Here is a 16,439-nt window from a genome sequence, read left to right as displayed (position 1 = left end):
CCGCCGCCGCGCCCTTGCCGGCATCGCCTGCAATTGCGCCGATCGCAGCGCCCCCGGCCGCACCGCGCGCCGCGCCGCCAAGACGCTGCCCCGACGGTCCGGGCGGAGGCGGCTGATTCGCGGAGTTCTGCGCAAGCGCGGCAGGGTTCACGCCCGTGTTCTGCGTCGCCCAGTTGTGGCACTGCGCAGTGTCGTTCGACTGCGTCTGCTGGCTTTGGCCTTTGGCGGGATAGAAGATAGGTTGCTGCGCCGATACCGCGCCTGCCATCAGCAGCAGCGCGGTGCACAACGGCGCGTTTCGAAAAGTACGTCTCATGATGAAGCTCCCCAAGCGATAGTGGTGTCCGTCGTGCTCGTTGCGCGCGCATTGCGCGGCGGACGATTCCAGATGCGCGCCAGCCGGCCCGGCGAGTCCGATGCAGTCAAGTGTGGAATCGGGGCAGGTCGAAAACAATTGGACCTTGGTCCAATACCCCTCCTGTCGACAATGATCTTGCGCAACATCACCTGCACCGCCTTGCTCCGGCCCAGCTCACAGGGATTGCCAGCCGCGTCATAACGGCGCAACGATGCCCAGCACCGAGCACACTGTCCGGATGAAGAGCACATCGTTGAATGGCTTTCGCAGATAGGCCCGCGCGCCGGCCGCGAGCGCGGCTTCGCGCACGCCCGCGTCGTCGTGGGCCGTGATGAAAATGACGGGCACGGAAGTGCCGGCCAACCGGCGCTGCACCTCGATTCCATTGGAGCCGGGCATCTGCACGTCGAGGATCGCGCAGTCGGGACGATAGGAAGGCGTCGCCGACAGCACGTCGAGAAATTCGTCGCCGCTCGTGTACGTGTCGGCCGCGATCCCGACGGAGCGCAGCAGACGCCTGATCGCCCTGCCCACCGACGCATCGTCGTCGACCACGACGACGAATGGTTTATCTGTGCCCATTCTGATTAGCCCATTGAGCCGCTACGTCCACGCAAGCCGTGCGTGGGCGTCTCAGCAATAGACTATGAGACTGTGGGCTCCGGTGGTATTGGACCTTGGTCCCGTATCCGTTTAGTCGGCGTTGCGCACGAGCACGGACGGGACGGCGTGCGGTGGCTCCGCGGCATGGCTTTCGCCCTTCGCGCCGGCCACCTTGTCGGCGATGCGCACCAGTTCGGCAAGCGAGCTGACTTCCATCTTCTGCATCACGCGCGCGCGATGTGCCTTGACGGTTTTCTCGACCGTGCCGAGTTCGCAGGCCACCTGTTTGTTCAGGCGGCCGAGCACGACGAGATTCATCACTTCCCGCTCTCGTACCGTCAGGCGTCCGACGCGGCTGCGCAATTCTTCGAGTTCGTGCATCGACTTCGATATTTCGACGGAGCGCGCGAGTGCCTGATCGATCGCGCGCAACAGGTCGTCGTCGCGCACGGGCTTGGTGAGGAAATCGGACGCGCCGGCCTTGATCGCGCCGACGGTCATCGCGATGTCGCCGTGCCCTGTCAGAAAGATGATGGGCAGACGTGCATCGAGTTCGCGCTGCAACTCGAGTCCGCTCAGATCGGGCAATTGCACGTCGAGCACGACGCACGCCGGTGCGTGCCCGGCGCGCGCATGCTCGAGAAACTCGCGAGCCGAACCGTACGCCTCGACCTCGTGTCCCGCCAACCTGATGAGCCGTGTGAGCGCGCGGCGCACGGACGGATCGTCGTCGACGACAAAGACGAGCACGGACTCTTCACTCATGATGCCGCCTGTGCAACGCTCGCATTGACGGCATCGTGCGATGCGGGCAACGCGACATAGAACGTCATGCCGTGGTCCGGATTGTTCTCGGCCCACAACCGTCCGCCATGCATCTGCACGATCGAGCGGCTGATCGACAGCCCGAGGCCCAGACCTTGCGGCTTCGACGTCACGAACGGCTTGAAAATACATTCCAGCTTGTCGGGCGTCAGACCATGGCCACGATCGCGCACCGCCATGCGCACCCTGCCTTCGCGATCGGGTTGCGCAAAGAGCGCCACCACGCGATCGGGCGCGGCGCATTCGCTCACCGCATCGAATGCGTTGAGCAGCAGATTGAGTAGCACCTGCTGCAGTTGCACCTTGTCGCCGCGTACGGGCGGCAAGCCGTCGTCGATCACATGCGACACATGAATACCGCGCGCAACCGCATCGCCATGCACGAGCAGCGCGACATCGCGCAGCAAGCCGCCGACGTCGAGGCTGGTCAGTTGCTGCTGCTCTTCTTTCTTGACGAAGGCGCGCATCCGGCGAATCACCTCGCTCGCGCGGCCACTGTCGTCGACGATGTCTTTGAGGATGTCGCGCACTTCGGCGAGATCGATCGGTTCCTGATCCATGAAGCGCTGCGCGGCCTGCCCGTTGCTGAGAATCGCCGTCAGCGGCTGATTGAGTTCGTGGGCGAGCGACGCGGCCAGCTCCCCCATCGTCGACACGCGCGTCAGGTGCGCCAGCTCCCGGCGATTGCGTTCGAGCTCAAAGCGCTCTGTCATGTCGGTGATAAACGCGACAGTCGCCATGCGTCCTTCGTAACGGATCGCGCTCGTCGCGATTTCGACGGAAAACTCGCTGCCATCGCGACGACGCGCACGCAGGCTGCGTGTGCGGGTGCCCGGGGACCGGCTCGCGTGGGCGGCACCGGTGTTTGCGGCTGCAGCAGGCTCCTGCGAAAGCGTCGGCGCAACGAGCCCCACGCATGCGCCCGCCAGCACGCCGCGCTGGTAATCGAACAGACGCTCGGCTTGCGCGTTTGCGAGGACGATCACCCCGTGTTCGTCGAACACCACGGAAGCGACGGGCAAGCATTCGAATACATCGGCAAGCCCGTTCATAGCCCCGGACCGTCGATGCATGAAGCCGAAGAATGCACTTGCGCCCTGCATGGTCCGACTGTGCGCAATCGAATTCGCGACGCGCTGAAGTGCTGGTGAAACAGGCTCGCGACGTTGCATCGATGTGAAATCCCCGACGCGTTCCGGCGCGATGCGGCGCGAATGCAGCGACCACCAGACCACGATTGCAGCCACCGCGACTGTCAAAGCAGAGATAGCGATGTGCATGGCTTACCGTTCCTCGAGACGCTCGCACTCGAACTGCTGCGACCGCGTGCGCACGCCTTCGTCGTTGTTAGCAACGCAACGGGACGATGCTGCAGAAACCGGCCGCGCAACGCCTCCGCCTCTTCGCCTGAAAGCATGACAACGTCTTGTCTTATCGTTATGCATCTAATCGATCGATGAGCCTATCTTCATATGGACTGCGAATAGTCAATAACTCATTTGTTGAATAATCGCAGTCGACTTTTTCTCACCCGCTTCATAACGAGCGGAAAAAAGTGCAACTTCATCCTATGCAGAAAGTCAGGCTTAGTAAAGCATCACGCGGTCATCGATGAAAATCTGATGGCCGCGTCATTTTGATAATCATGAAGGAGGCGCGAGCGCTTATTCACGCAAGCGTTTTAATGAAGGTGTTTGATGCGCAACCCGAAATGATCCTGAATATTTCGGGTTGCGTTGCAGAGAAAATCAGAAAACTCGACACTGCGGCTACGCGAAGTCGGACGGCCCCGGCGCCGGTACGCCTGGAGGCGGATCGTCGTCTCCTATTGGCTCGGCTGAATTTTTATCGTCCGTCTTGGGCTTTTCGGGCAAGGGTTGATCGAGGCCCGGCTCGACGGGCGTTGGAATCGCATCGCCGATTGGCTTGTTCAGCTCGTTCGGCGGGATCTCGGCCGGATCTCTCGGCTGTGTGCTTTCCTCGCGATTGGGGTTCGTCATGGTGGACTCCAATTGTGGTTGGGCAGACACCTTTGGATACGCAACCGGCGTACCAATGCATTTTGTGCAGTCGCGTTGGTCGAGCAGCGAGAGTCCCGCGATATAAGCGTCGCGCAGGATGTGCAGATGAACATACGCCGATTTTGATCGCGCAAATCGCGAAACCGGCGAATGCAGGGAGTTGGGTGTGTCAGGCAAACGCGTTGTAAATTACGCAGCCCGATATCGCGCGGCTGCGAGCCACGTCTTGGCGAGCGCATAAAGACGCGGCAGAAACGAAAACAGGCCCCGAAGGGCCTGTTTCGCTTTGCATCTGGCGGAAAGGGTGGGATTCGAACCCACGGTACAGCATAACTGTACACCGGATTTCGAGTCCGGCGCATTCGACCACTCTGCCACCTTTCCAGATTCTTTGACTTACCAACGAAGTGGTCTTGTCGCTTCACACTAAGCGGGTCGCTGCTTGCGTGAGACGAAGATTATAGAACACCTGTTTTCGATTTCCAAGCCCTTTTCGCAGAAAATTGAAGAGGACTTGGATCGATCCGAGGCGTTCAACTTGTTCAGCTTGCCTTCGCCACTTCCAGACGTTCGACGCCACCCAGATACGGACGCAGCGCAGCCGGCACCGTCACCGAGCCATCCGCGTTCTGGAAGTTCTCCAGTACTGCGACGAGCGTACGGCCCACGGCCAGCCCTGAACCGTTGAGCGTGTGCACGAGCTCGGGTTTGCCCTGCGCGTTGCGGAAGCGCGCCTGCATCCGCCGAGCCTGGAACGTTTCCGTATTCGAGCAACTGGAGATTTCGCGATAGGTGTTCTGCGCAGGCAGCCACACTTCGAGGTCATAGGTCTTCGTCGCCGAAAAGCCCATGTCGCCCGTGCACAGCGTGATCACGCGATACGGCAGTTCGAGCTTCTGCAGGATCGTTTCCGCGTGCGTGACCATCTGCTCGAGTGCATCGTACGAGGTGTCGGGCGCAACGACCTGCACCATTTCGACCTTGTCGAACTGATGCTGACGGATCATGCCGCGCGTATCGCGACCGTACGAACCCGCTTCCGAGCGGAAGCATGGCGAGTGTGCAGTCAGCTTGATCGGCAGTTCGTTTGCATCGACGATGCTTTCGCGCACCGTGTTCGTCAGCGAGATTTCCGACGTCGAGATCAGGTATTGCGTGACCGTGTTTTCGCCGCCGCCCTTTTCGACACGGAACATGTCGTCGGCGAACTTGGGCAGTTGGCCCGTGCCGAACAGGATTTCAGGATTGACGATGTACGGCGTATAGATTTCGGTATAGCCGTGATGCTGCGTGTGCGTGTCAATCATGAACTGCGCGAGCGCGCGATGCAGACGCGCAATCTGTCCGCGCAGCATCGTGAAGCGCGCGCCCGACAGCTTTGCGCCCGTCTCGAAATCGAGGCCGAGCGGCGTGCCGACATCGACGTGATCCTTCACCTCGAAGTCGAACTGGCGCGGCGTGCCCCAACGGCGCACTTCGACGTTGTCCGCTTCGTCGCGGCCAACGGGAACGCTCTCGTGCGGCAAGTTCGGCACGCCGAGCAGCAGATCGGACAGACGCTTCTGGATGTCTTCGAGCTGCACTGCCGACGCCTTCATCTCGTCGCCGAGACCGCCCACTTCGGCCATTACCGCCGAGGTGTCCTCGCCCCGCCCTTTCATCGCGCCGATCTGCTTCGACAGACTGTTGCGCTTGGCCTGCAGCTCTTCGGTACGGGTCTGGATGGCACGGCGTTCTGCCTCGAGCGCGGAGAAAGCCGCGACGTCGAGCGTATAGCCGCGATCGGCGAGGCGTTTCGCGACGCCGTCGATGTCTTTGCGCAGCAGCTGGATGTCAAGCATGGGTCGGGACGACAGTTCGTTGTATGAATGGGCGATTTTAGCGCACCGGCACGGCTGGCCGGCGGCATTCTCGGGTCAGGCGCAACGCGCGCCTCAGCTTTTCTTGCGATTCTCGCTGCGCCACTGCGCATCGAGATCGGCGAGCCGCGACAGCTTCTCGCCAATCTTGCCTTCGAGCCCGCGCGGCGTCGGCTGATACCAGCGCGGATCGCGCATGCCGTCGGGCAGATAGGTTTCGCCCGCAGCATACGCGTCGGGCTCGTCGTGCGCATAGCGGTACTCGTGGCCGTAGCCGAGTTCCTTCATCAGCTTGGTCGGCGCGTTGCGCAGATGGATCGGCACCGCGCGCGACTGGTCCTTGCCGACGAACGCGCGTGCCGCGTTGTACGCGTTGTAGCCAGCGTTCGACTTCGGCGCGACGGCCAGATAGATCACCGCCTGCGCGAGCGCCAGTTCGCCTTCGGGCGTGCCGAGGCGCTCGTAGGTTTCGGCGGCGTCGAGCGCGATGCGCGCAGCGCGCGGATCCGCGAGCCCGATGTCTTCCCACGCCATCCGCACGAGGCGCCGCGACAGATAGCGCGCGTCCGCGCCGCCGTCGAGCATCCGGCAGAACCAGTACAGCGCGCCGTCCGGATTGCTGCCCCGCACGGACTTGTGCAGCGCGCTGATCTGGTCGTAGAACGCGTCGCCGCCCTTGTCGAAGCGGCGCAGATTTTCCGACAGCGCGCTGGCCAGCAGTTCGCCGTCGATCTCCGTCTTCTTCTGCTGGGCCGCCGCGCGCGCGACGATTTCCAGATTGTTCAGCAGCTTGCGTCCGTCGCCGTCGGCGGAACCGATCAGGGCGTCGCGCGCTTCTTCCGTGAACGTGAGACCGCCAAGCTCCGCGCACGCGCGTTCCAGCAACTCTTTCTGTTCGTCCGCATCGAGGCTCTTGAGCACATATACGGCCGCCCGCGACAGCAACGCGCTATTCACTTCGAACGACGGATTCTCCGTCGTCGCGCCGACGAACACGAACAGCCCCGACTCGACGTGCGGCAAGAATGCGTCTTGCTGGCTCTTGTTGAAGCGATGCACCTCATCGACGAACACGAGCGTCTGATGCCCGTTCGCGCGATGGATCTGCGCGGTTTCGACGGCCTCGCGGATATCCTTCACGCCCGACAGCACCGCCGACAGCGCGATGAACTGCGCATCGAACGCGTCGGCCATGAGCCGCGCGAGCGTGGTCTTGCCGACGCCGGGCGGGCCCCAGAGGATCATCGAATGCGCTTCGCCCGACTCGAACGCGACGCGCAGCGGCTTGTTCGGGCCGAGCAGATGCTTTTGCCCGATCACTTCGTCGATGGTGCGTGGCCGCAGGCGCTCGGCGAGGGGTACATTGGCGCGGGTTTCTTCAAACATGGCGTTTTGGGGATAATCTCGGCTTTTCGGGTATAAACCGTCACGATGCACAGCATGCAGCACGCGGCGCGCGACGGCCTGGCCCTGAACGGCATGCAACCGCGCGAAACCGTCATCCGGCGGCAGCGGCGCATGCAGAGTTGTGCATTATGACAGCCGCCGCGCGGCGAGGCCCGCGGCAAACGTCATAAGCGCTTTCTGATGGCGCGGTCCGCAAAACGCGCACCGTACGACAACAACACGGCCGCTATCACGGCCGACAATGACAACGACAGACAGGAAACAGATTCGATGGCTCAGGATCCAATCGCCGGCGAGACCGGTTCGACCTACGCGCCGCTCAAGCCCGTACCGGACTCGCGCCGCGCGTTCAAGACAGGCGACGCATTCGCGCTGTGGTTTTCGCTCGGCATCGGGCTGCTAGTCGCGCAGGCGGGCGCGCTGCTCGTGCCGGGCCTGTCGCTGCCGCACGCGTTGCTGGCGATTCTGATCGGCAGCGTGATCGGCGTCGTGCTGCTCGCGCTCGCGGGCGTGATCGGCACGGACACGGGGCTGGCCGCGATGTCGTCGCTGCGTCCGACGCTCGGCGTGCGCGGCGCGTCGATTCCCGCCGTGCTGAACATGATCCAGCTGGTCGGCTGGGGCGCGTTCGAAGTGATCGTGATGCGCGATTCCGCCGATGCGCTCTCGAAACAGGCCTTCGGCATCTCGGCGCCGCTCGTCTGGACGCTGATTTTCGGTGTGCTGGCGACACTGCTCGCGATCAGCGGACCGCTGTCGTTCGTGCGGCGCTTTCTGCGCTCGTGGGGCATCTGGCTGCTGCTCGCGGGCGCCGCGTGGCTGACCTACGCCGTTCTTGCACAGCACGATCTTGGCGCGCTGATGCATCGTCCGGGCAATGGCGAGATGTCGTTCGGCGGCGCAATCGATCTCGTGGTCGCGATGCCGCTGTCGTGGCTGCCTCTGATCGCCGATTACACGCGCTTCGGCCGGAAAGCGGGCGAGACGTTCCGCGGCACGCTTCTCGGCTACGGTATTGCGAACATCTGGTTCTACGCGCTCGGCGCAGTCTACGGCCTCGCGGCTGGCGGCGGCGACGCGCTGCTGACCACGGCGCTCGCGCAGGCTGGCGGCGGCCTCGCGCTGCTGCTGGTGCTGATCGATGAAATCGACAACGCGTTCGCCGACGTGCACTCGGCGGCGGTTTCGACGGGAACGTTCTGGACGCGTGCCAGCGTACCGATGCTGTCCGCCGCGTTCGGCGCGCTGTGCACGCTGATCGCGCTGGTCGTGCCGATGGCGAAATACCAGAACTTCCTGCTGCTGATCGGTTCGGTGTTCGCGCCGCTGTTCGGCGTGGTGCTGGTCGATCACTTTATCGTTCGCAAGCGTCGTATCGACGCCGCCGCACTCGCCGATACGCAAGGCCGCTACGGCTTTTCGGGCGGCTGGCATGTGAGCGCGTTCATCGCGTGGGCGATCGGCATTGCGTCTTATCAGGCGATCAACCAGTGGCTGCCGAATCTCGGCGCAACGTTGCCGGCGCTGGTGATTGGCGCGGTCTGTTATCTGGCGCTGGTGTCGACGCGCAAGCAGGCTTACGCGTAACGTACACAGCGTGCAAAAAAACGCCCCGTGACCTGCGTCACGGGGCGTTTTTCATTGAGCCTAGGGGTTTAGCGTCCCGCCGGCCGATACTCGACACCCGGCAGCACACACAGCAACTCGAACGCCAGATTCGCGCCGAGCAACGCGGTCGTGCCGAACGGATCGTACGGCGGCGCGACTTCCACCAGATCGCAACCGACGATATTCAGCCCGCGCGCGCCGCGAATGATTTCGAGCGCCTGCGGCACCGTCAGACCGGCGATTTCCGGCGTGCCCGTACCCGGCGCGAAAGCGGGATCGATACCGTCGATATCGAACGTGATGTAGACGGGACCGTCGCCCATCTGCTCGCGCACGCGCGACATCAGCGGCACCAGCGACTGGTTCCAGCAGGCCTCGGCCTGCACCACCTGGAAGCCCTGATCGCGGCACCAGTCGAAGTCTTCCGCTGCGTAACCCGTGCCGCGCAGACCGATCTGCACGACGCGGTCCGTATCCAGCAGGCCCTCTTCGACCGCGCGGCGGAACGGCGTGCCGTGGGCGATTTTCTCGCCCATCATCGTGTCGTTGACGTCGGCGTGCGCGTCGACGTGAATCAGGCCGACCTTGCCGTATTTTCGATGAATCGCGCGCAGGATCGGCAACGCGATCGTGTGATCGCCGCCCAGCGTGATCGGCTTCGTGCCGTGTTGCAGGATTTCGTCGTACGCGCGCTCGATACGGTCGATCGAATCCAGCAGGTTGTACGGATTGATCGCCACGTCGCCGATATCGGCGATACGCAGCGAGTCGAACGGCGCAGCGCGCGTCGCCATGTTGTACGGGCGCAGCAGCACCGATTCAGCGCGGATCTGGCGCGGGCCGAAGCGCGCGCCCGTGCGGTTCGACGTGCCCAGATCGAACGGCACGCCGACGAAACACACGTCGAGCCCTTCCGCCGAGCCGACGTTCGGAAGGCGCATCATCGTGGCGATCCCGCCCGAGCGCGGCATGGCGTTGCCCGACAGCGGCTGCGGCCGTTCCGTCAGGTCTGGAGAAACGAAATTCGAGGAAGTATTCATCGTGGTTCGCAAATGAAAGGCACATCGTCTTATAAAAGCGTTGAATCCAGCCGCCGCAAAGCGCGCGACGCCGGGGCATTTCTTATTTTTGTGCAGTTCTGGCCAATATAAAATGCCAACAGAAAAAACTTCACATCGATCTCCACCGATGTATCCTGCCGTATGTTTTCTCAACTCACCGATCTAGACCTGCGCCTGATCCGCGTGTTCCTCGCTATCGTGGACGCGGGCGGCGTTTCGCCCGCCCAGGCTACATTAAATGTAGGCCAATCGACGATCAGCACCCAGCTATCGACGCTCGAGACCCGTCTGGGCTACCGTCTGTGCGAACGCGGCCGCAGCGGATTTAGCCTGACCGCGCGAGGCGAACAGTTCGTCGAAGCCGCGCGCGCACTGCTTTCCGCCGTCGATGCATTCGGCGCGCAGGCGCGAAACGTCGGACGAAAGCTGGTCGGCACGCTCGGCATCGGCATGATCGGCCATACGCCGGTGTCGGAAAGTGCGCGAATCAGCGATGCAATTGCCCGCTTCCGCGCCCGGGACGAATCTGTGCGTTTCTCAATTCTCGTCCGATCGCCGGGCGAACTCGAGGAATTACTGCTGAGCGGACGCATTCAGATTGGCATCGGATATTTCTGGCATCGCGTGCCGTCGCTTGAGTACACGGAGATTTTCTCCGAGGAACAGTTTGCGTATTGCGCGAAGGGACATCCGCTGTTCGATCAGGCGGGCAACGTCTCACCCGTGGAAGCGGCGCAGCATGAGTGGGCGTGGCGCAGCTATCCGCTGCCCGAAGCCGAAGCGTCGGCGACGCCGCACAATGTCACGGCTGTCGCCGACAACATGGAAGCCGTAGCCATGCTTGTGCTGTCGGGCCATCACCTCGGCTATCTGCCGGGGCACTTCGCCGCGCCGTATGTAAAGGAAGGTTTGCTTGCCGCAGTGAACCCGCAGCAGATGGGCTACCGCGTCGCGTTTCACATGGTCACGCGCACACGGCAGCATCGGACGGAAATCGTCGATGCGTTTATCGACGATATGAAGGCCGCGCATCCGTCGCCCGGCCTTCAGGCGTAAGCAGTTCGCTTAGCCGTTGATCACGTCGGCGCCCTTGGGCACCGTGAACTTGAACGCGTCGGCGGGCAGCGACGGGTTCTTCTGGATGTTCGAGAATTTCAGCAGCGTCACGTTGCCGAACACGTCGTGCAGTTCCATCGCTTCAAGGTTGCCGTCGCGAAAGCCGATGCCGACGCGCTGAAACTGCGTGTCCTTCGACTTCGGAATCAGTTCGAGCCAGTCGATGCCCGCCTTCACGCCCGCATCTTTCAACGTGAAGTTCTTGTCGAGATCGTTGCTGCCGAACAGGATGGCAGCCGGGCTCGCGCCGAGCGCGCCGCCTAGCTTGCGCACTGTGACCTGGTTCAGGTCCTTGTCGTAGACGTAGAGCTTGTCGCCGTCGGCCTGCAGCAACTGCGCGTACGGCTTTTCATATGCCCAGATGAACTTGCCGGGACGCGCGAACGTGAACGTGCCGCTCGACACCTTGTTCTGCGTCGCGTTTTGCGTCGACAGCACGCCGCTCGCCTGTTGCTGCGCGTTGCTCGGCGCGCGCACTTCCGTCTGCACGAACTCGCCGCGCGCCGAATGGACTTGCGACACGAACTGCTTCAGTTGATCGGTGCCGCCTGCGAATGCATGCGACGCGACGAGCATCGATGCACCGAAAGCCAGCGTGCGCATCAGATTCCCAAGACGGGTCTTAGAACCAACGATTTGCAGCATATAGTTTTCTCCCTGTGTCGACTGGATCAGCGTTTTAGCGACTAATCCGGTCAATAAAAGCGTTGCCGGCGATTCGGACACAAGCGGGACGTGAATCAAAAAAGCGGCGCCGCTTAACGCGTGCCGCTCTCCGCCATCAGTCGCATGAATGAAGCGCCGCGCGTCACTCCGTCTCGCGCGCGGGCGCCAGAATTTCGCGGTTGCCGTTCGACGACATCGCTGACACCAGCCCCGACTGCTCCATCTGCTCGAGCAGACGCGCAGCGCGGTTATAGCCGATGCGCAAATGCCGCTGCACCAGCGAGATCGACGCGCGGCGATTCTTGATGACGATTTCGACCGCCTGATCGTACAGAGGATCGGACTCGCCGCCGCCCGCTCCGGTTCCCGCGCCGTCGGCCGAGCCTTCGTCGCCTTCGCCCGATACGCCGCCTTCCAGCAGCCCTTCGATATAGTTCGGCTCGCCCTGCTCCTTGAGCTTGTCGACCACGCGATGCACTTCTTCGTCGGACACGAACGCGCCGTGCACACGAACCGGCAGACCCGAGCCCGGCGGCAGATACAGCATGTCGCCCATACCGAGCAGCGACTCCGCGCCCTGCTGATCGAGAATTGTGCGCGAGTCGATCTTCGACGACACCTGGAACGCCATCCGCGTCGGCACGTTGGCCTTGATCAGACCGGTGATGACGTCGACGGACGGACGCTGCGTCGCGAGAATCAGATGGATACCCGCCGCACGCGCCTTCTGCGCGATACGCGCGATCAGTTCTTCAACCTTCTTGCCGACCACCATCATCAGGTCGGCCAGTTCGTCGATCACGACGACGATATTCGGAAGACGCGATAACGGTTCAGGTTCGTCCGGTGTCAGGCTGAACGGATTCGGAATCTTATCTTCGCGCTTCGCCGCTTCATCGATCTTGTTGTTGAAGCCTGCGAGATTACGCACGCCGAGCTTGCTCATCAGCTTGTAGCGGCGCTCCATTTCGGCGACGGTCCAGTTCAGCGCGTGACCAGCCTGGCGCATGTCCGTGACGACCGGACACAGCAGATGCGGAATGCCTTCGTAGACGCTCATTTCGAGCATCTTCGGATCGATCAGGATCATTCGCACCTGATCCGCGCTCGCCTTATAGAGCAGCGAGAGAATCATCGCGTTGATCCCGACCGACTTGCCCGAACCCGTCGTACCCGCGACCAGCAAGTGCGGCATCTTCGCGAGGTCCGCGCACACCGGCTTGCCGCCGATGTCCTTGCCGAGACCCATGGTCAGCGGCGAACCGGCGTCGGCGTAGACGGCCGAGCCGAGAATCTCCGACAGCCGCACCGTCTGACGACGCTGGTTCGGCAGTTCGAGCGCCATGTAGTTCTTGCCCGGAATCGTTTCGACGACGCGGATCGACGTCAGCGACAGCGAGCGCGCAAGGTCCTTCGCCAGATTGACGATCTGGCTGCCCTTCACGCCGACAGCCGGTTCGATTTCGTAACGCGTCACCACCGGGCCAGGATAAGCCGCAACCACGCTCACATCGACGCCGAAATCTTTCAGCTTCTTCTCAATGAGTCGCGAGGTGAATTCGAGCGTATCGGCGGAAATGGTTTCCTGCGTGGCGGGCGCCGGGTCGAGCAGCGAGATGGCGGGCAACGTGGAATCGCCGGGCAGGCTTTCGAACAGCGGCACCTGACGTTCTTTCTCGACGCGCTCCGACTTCTCCGGCTTCGTCACCGGCGGGACGATCATCACCGGCTCGTGCTCTTCGATCTTCACGCGGCTCTGTACGACCTTGCCTTCGCGCTTCACGGCAGCCGCTTCACCCAGCTTGCGGTCGCGGCCGGCTTCGCGGCGCAATTTGGCGAGCGTGACGCCATTGATGATCGAGTCGCCGACCTTCTCGCACACCGACAGCCACGAGAAACGGAAGTACAGCGACAGACCGATGCCGAGCGCAATCAGCAAAGCGAGCGTGCCGCCGGTGAAGCCGAGCGCATGCGACACGCCCTTCGCGACCGCCTCGCCAAGTACGCCGCCCGGCGCGCGCGGCAACTGCACTTTCAGCGACCACATGCGCAGCGCCTCGATGCCGTCGCACGCGAGCAGCACCAGCACGAACGCGAACACGTCGGCGAGCCAGCTGTTGTCGCGCGGCGCGTCTTCGGCGGGTTCTTCGTGGCGCGTGATGCGCTTGTAGTTCGCCGAGATGCGGCGCGCGAGCAGCACGATCCACCACCAGGCGGACAGGCCGAACAGAAGAAGAAGGATGTCTGAAGTCCAGGCGCCGACACGGCCTGCCCAGTTCGAGATGTGATCGACCTGCGCCGCATGCGTCCAGCTTGGGTCGCGGCGGCTGTAGCTGATCAGCGCCATCACGAGGAAAACGCCGAGCGCCACCTGGAGAATCCAGCGGATTTCGGTGAAAAGGCGCGACATGCGGTGAGGCAACGCCTGCGCGTTCGCGGAGTATGGTGCTTTTGCCATTGAGCCTGTTGCGTGTGACGGCCTGCAGCGGTTTCGGTTGCCGGTTCGAGTCCGGTCCCCGGCATCATTTCAGTTGCCCTTCGATTCGCCGCCGGGACCGATCCAGAATGCCGGCGGGGTGCCCCGTTTGCTACCGGCAAGCCGCCTGTCGTTCGTTGGCGACTATTGTAAACGCACTGTTGCGTGCAAGGCTGTAAATGACAGTAACGGTGGCCGAACGGCCAGGAATGTCGTAATTCCCATACGTTTTTGGGCCAAACACGGCCGATTTTGGCCGCTTTTGGCAGCAAAATGGGGCATTCGCATTTGGCAGCGGCTATCGGGTTGATCGTAAAGCTTCATGAAGCAGCGGCCAGCCCTGACCTTTATAATGTCGGGCTGATACCCATCTAACGTGTCAAGCAGGTTTCCCGGCTCGACGCCAGTACCGCCGGTCATGGCAGCCAACGTTTCCGCCGCCAGCCGACGCTTTTAACGGATTTCGATCATGCCAGCTTCCCCGACCAAACACGCGAAGGTTCTGATTCTCGGTTCCGGCCCTGCCGGTTACACGGCGGCCGTCTACGCGGCTCGCGCCAACCTGTCGCCGGTGCTCGTCACGGGCCTCGCGCAGGGCGGCCAGCTGATGACCACGACGGACGTCGAAAACTGGCCCGCCGACGCCAAGGGCGTGCAAGGTCCGGAACTGATGGCGCGCTTCCTCGAGCACGCCGAGCGCTTCAACACCGAAATCCTCTTCGACCACATCCATACGGCGAAGCTGGACGAGAAGCCGATCCGCCTGATCGGGGATTCGGGCGAGTACACGTGTGATTCGCTGATCATCGCGACGGGCGCGTCTGCGCAGTATCTCGGTATGCCGTCGGAAGAGCTGTACATGGGCCGTGGCGTGTCGGCATGCGCGACCTGCGACGGCTTCTTCTACAAGAACCAGCACGTCGCAGTGGTCGGTGGCGGCAATACGGCGGTTGAAGAAGCGCTGTATCTCGCGGGAATCGCGAAGAAGGTGACGGTGATCCACCGCCGTGACAAGTTCCGCGCCGAGCCGATCCTGATCGACCGTCTGCTGGAGAAGGAAAAGGAAGGCGTCGTTGAGATCAAGTGGAACCACGTGCTCGACGAAGTGAAGGGCAATGAAGGCGGCGTGAACGGCCTGCGCATCAAGGACGTGAAGACGGGCGCGACCACCGATCTCGACCTGCAAGGTCTGTTCGTCGCGATCGGCCACAAGCCGAACACGGACATCTTCGAAGGCCAGCTGGAGATGAAGAACGGCTACATCATCACGAACGGCGGCCTGACTGGCAACGCAACGGGCACGAGCGTGCCGGGCGTGTTCGCGGCCGGCGACGTGCAGGATCACGTGTACCGTCAGGCGATCACGAGCGCGGGCACGGGCTGTATGGCCGCGCTGGATGCGCAGCGTTACCTCGAAAGCATCCATGAGTCGATCGGCGAGCGCGCGATGAGCGCTGAAGCCGAGCGTTGATTTGATTGTGGCCGGCTGATCGCGTCGCCGGGTTTGGGCGCGGATCGGTAAAATGGCGGCATGCAGCATGCTTGCCGCGCTAGTTTCAAGTCTCGATGTTCAAAGGGCCGCGGCGGTTTGCCAGCGGCCCTTTTTGTTTCCTGCTTCGATCGCCATGCCTAAGAATCTTCCCCATCCGAGCGAACCGAAACGGCCGCGTAATGCGGCTTCCCGTCCTGCTTCTGACGCTGATGCGTCTGCTGGTTCCCCTGCTTCGTCGAAGAAACCGCTGGTTGAGACTGGCGCCGGATTGGCCGGACTGAGTGGATTGCGCGACGCGTTGAAAGGCGCGTCTCAGCGCGTTCAGCGTGAAAAGGCTGCGGCGGTGCAGGCCTCGCGTGAAGCCGCCGCCGATGCTGACATGTTCCGCCGTGAAATCGGAGAAGTCGCGCCGCTGGGCGCGAAACCTCGCGCATCGATCGCGCGTACGCCGCCCGCGCCCCTTCCCGTTCAAACGAAACTCGACGAGGAAGCCGTGCTGCACGAAGCGATCTCCGATGAGTTCGATCCCGAAGTGCTGCTCGATACCGATGAGTCGCTTTCTTACTGTCGGCCGGGTGTGAGCCAGGAAATCGTTAAGAAGCTCCGACGCGGTGCCTGGATCGTGCAGGCGCAGCTGGATCTGCATGGGATGCGTCGCGAGGAAGCGCGTGAGGCTTTATCCGAATTTATTCGCGAGGCTAGTAAGAAAGGTCTTCGGTGCCTGCGGGTGATTCATGGGAAAGGGCTTGGATCGATTGGGAAAGAACCCGTGCTGAAAGGCAAGGTTCGCGCGTGGCTCGTGCAGAAGGAGGAAGTAATCGCGTTTTCTCAGGCTCGTGCACATGATGGCGGCGCGGGTGCTGTGCTTGTCTTGTTGCAGCCTGGATCGGTTGGGTCGTCCGGGTCTTCGGCTGCTTCTTCGTCCTCGTCCGGCAAAGTCTGATAAG

The 16,439-nt window shown here is 62.5% G+C and carries 14 protein-coding genes and 1 tRNA gene; 4 read left to right on the top strand and 11 right to left on the bottom strand.

What is annotated here, in order from left to right; genetic code table 11:
* From G3O01_RS34700 to G3O01_RS34665, 8 genes are all read right to left on the bottom strand, one after another.
* Nucleotides 1–316 (bottom strand): glycine zipper family protein (locus tag G3O01_RS34700; protein ID WP_205811513.1); only part of this gene is annotated, 316 nt, incomplete at its 3' end.
* Nucleotides 317–553: 237 nt separating this feature from the next.
* The gene (locus G3O01_RS34695; protein ID WP_205811512.1) at nt 554–940 is read right to left on the bottom strand and encodes a response regulator; all 387 of its coding nucleotides are present in this window, start codon (nt 938–940) and stop codon (nt 554–556) included.
* A gap of 111 nt (nt 941–1,051) precedes the next feature.
* A complete protein-coding gene (locus G3O01_RS34690) occupies nt 1,052–1,726 on the bottom strand; it encodes a response regulator (RefSeq protein ID WP_205811511.1) in 675 nt (224 codons plus the stop codon).
* Nucleotides 1,723–3,066, bottom strand: coding sequence for a PAS domain-containing sensor histidine kinase (locus tag G3O01_RS34685; RefSeq protein WP_205811510.1), 1,344 nt, complete (start codon nt 3,064–3,066; stop codon nt 1,723–1,725). Before G3O01_RS34685 ends, G3O01_RS34690 begins: the two co-directional genes overlap by 4 nt.
* 489 nt (nt 3,067–3,555) lie before the next feature.
* Nucleotides 3,556–3,786 (bottom strand): hypothetical protein, encoded by a 231-nt coding sequence (locus G3O01_RS34680; protein WP_205811509.1) that lies wholly within the window; start codon nt 3,784–3,786, stop codon nt 3,556–3,558.
* A gap of 314 nt (nt 3,787–4,100) precedes the next feature.
* Nucleotides 4,101–4,191, bottom strand: a tRNA-Ser gene (locus G3O01_RS34675).
* Nucleotides 4,192–4,349: 158 nt separating this feature from the next.
* Nucleotides 4,350–5,648 (bottom strand): serine--tRNA ligase, encoded by a 1,299-nt coding sequence (serS, locus tag G3O01_RS34670; protein WP_205811508.1) that lies wholly within the window; start codon nt 5,646–5,648, stop codon nt 4,350–4,352.
* 93 nt (nt 5,649–5,741) lie between these two features.
* On the bottom strand, nt 5,742–7,052 hold the full coding sequence (locus tag G3O01_RS34665) for a replication-associated recombination protein A (RefSeq protein ID WP_205811507.1): 1,311 nt from the start codon (nt 7,050–7,052) through the stop codon (nt 5,742–5,744).
* A 291-nt stretch (nt 7,053–7,343) separates the two neighbouring features.
* Here G3O01_RS34665 and cytX point away from each other — a divergent pair, with 291 nt between their 5' ends.
* Nucleotides 7,344–8,660 (top strand): putative hydroxymethylpyrimidine transporter CytX, encoded by a 1,317-nt coding sequence (gene cytX / locus G3O01_RS34660; RefSeq protein ID WP_205811506.1) that lies wholly within the window; start codon nt 7,344–7,346, stop codon nt 8,658–8,660.
* Nucleotides 8,661–8,728: 68 nt separating this feature from the next.
* Here the strand turns inward: cytX and speB are convergent, their stop codons facing one another.
* The gene (speB, locus tag G3O01_RS34655; protein ID WP_205811505.1) at nt 8,729–9,721 is read right to left on the bottom strand and encodes an agmatinase; all 993 of its coding nucleotides are present in this window, start codon (nt 9,719–9,721) and stop codon (nt 8,729–8,731) included.
* A 162-nt stretch (nt 9,722–9,883) separates the two neighbouring features.
* Here speB and G3O01_RS34650 point away from each other — a divergent pair, with 162 nt between their 5' ends.
* On the top strand, nt 9,884–10,798 hold the full coding sequence (locus G3O01_RS34650) for a LysR family transcriptional regulator (RefSeq protein ID WP_205811504.1): 915 nt from the start codon (nt 9,884–9,886) through the stop codon (nt 10,796–10,798).
* 9 nt (nt 10,799–10,807) lie between these two features.
* Here the strand turns inward: G3O01_RS34650 and lolA are convergent, their stop codons facing one another.
* Together lolA and G3O01_RS34640 are read right to left on the bottom strand one after the other, a co-directional pair.
* The gene (lolA, locus tag G3O01_RS34645; RefSeq protein WP_205811503.1) at nt 10,808–11,503 is read right to left on the bottom strand and encodes an outer membrane lipoprotein chaperone LolA; all 696 of its coding nucleotides are present in this window, start codon (nt 11,501–11,503) and stop codon (nt 10,808–10,810) included.
* 163 nt (nt 11,504–11,666) lie between these two features.
* On the bottom strand, nt 11,667–13,982 hold the full coding sequence (locus tag G3O01_RS34640; protein WP_205811502.1) for a DNA translocase FtsK: 2,316 nt from the start codon (nt 13,980–13,982) through the stop codon (nt 11,667–11,669).
* Between the two features lie 487 nt (nt 13,983–14,469).
* Here G3O01_RS34640 and trxB point away from each other — a divergent pair, with 487 nt between their 5' ends.
* Both trxB and G3O01_RS34630 read left to right on the top strand, forming a co-directional pair.
* Nucleotides 14,470–15,471: a thioredoxin-disulfide reductase gene (gene trxB / locus G3O01_RS34635; protein WP_205811501.1), complete on the top strand. Its 1,002-nt coding sequence runs from the start codon at nt 14,470–14,472 to the stop codon at nt 15,469–15,471.
* A gap of 154 nt (nt 15,472–15,625) precedes the next feature.
* Nucleotides 15,626–16,435, top strand: coding sequence for a Smr/MutS family protein (locus G3O01_RS34630; RefSeq protein ID WP_205811518.1), 810 nt, complete (start codon nt 15,626–15,628; stop codon nt 16,433–16,435).
* Nucleotides 16,436–16,439 lie beyond the last annotated feature (4 nt).

Origin of the sequence: Burkholderia sp. Ac-20365 (genome assembly GCF_017104715.1) — a bacterium.
Taxonomy (GTDB): Bacteria; Pseudomonadota; Gammaproteobacteria; order Burkholderiales; family Burkholderiaceae; genus Paraburkholderia.
This window is presented reverse-complemented; position numbering and strand designations above follow the sequence as displayed.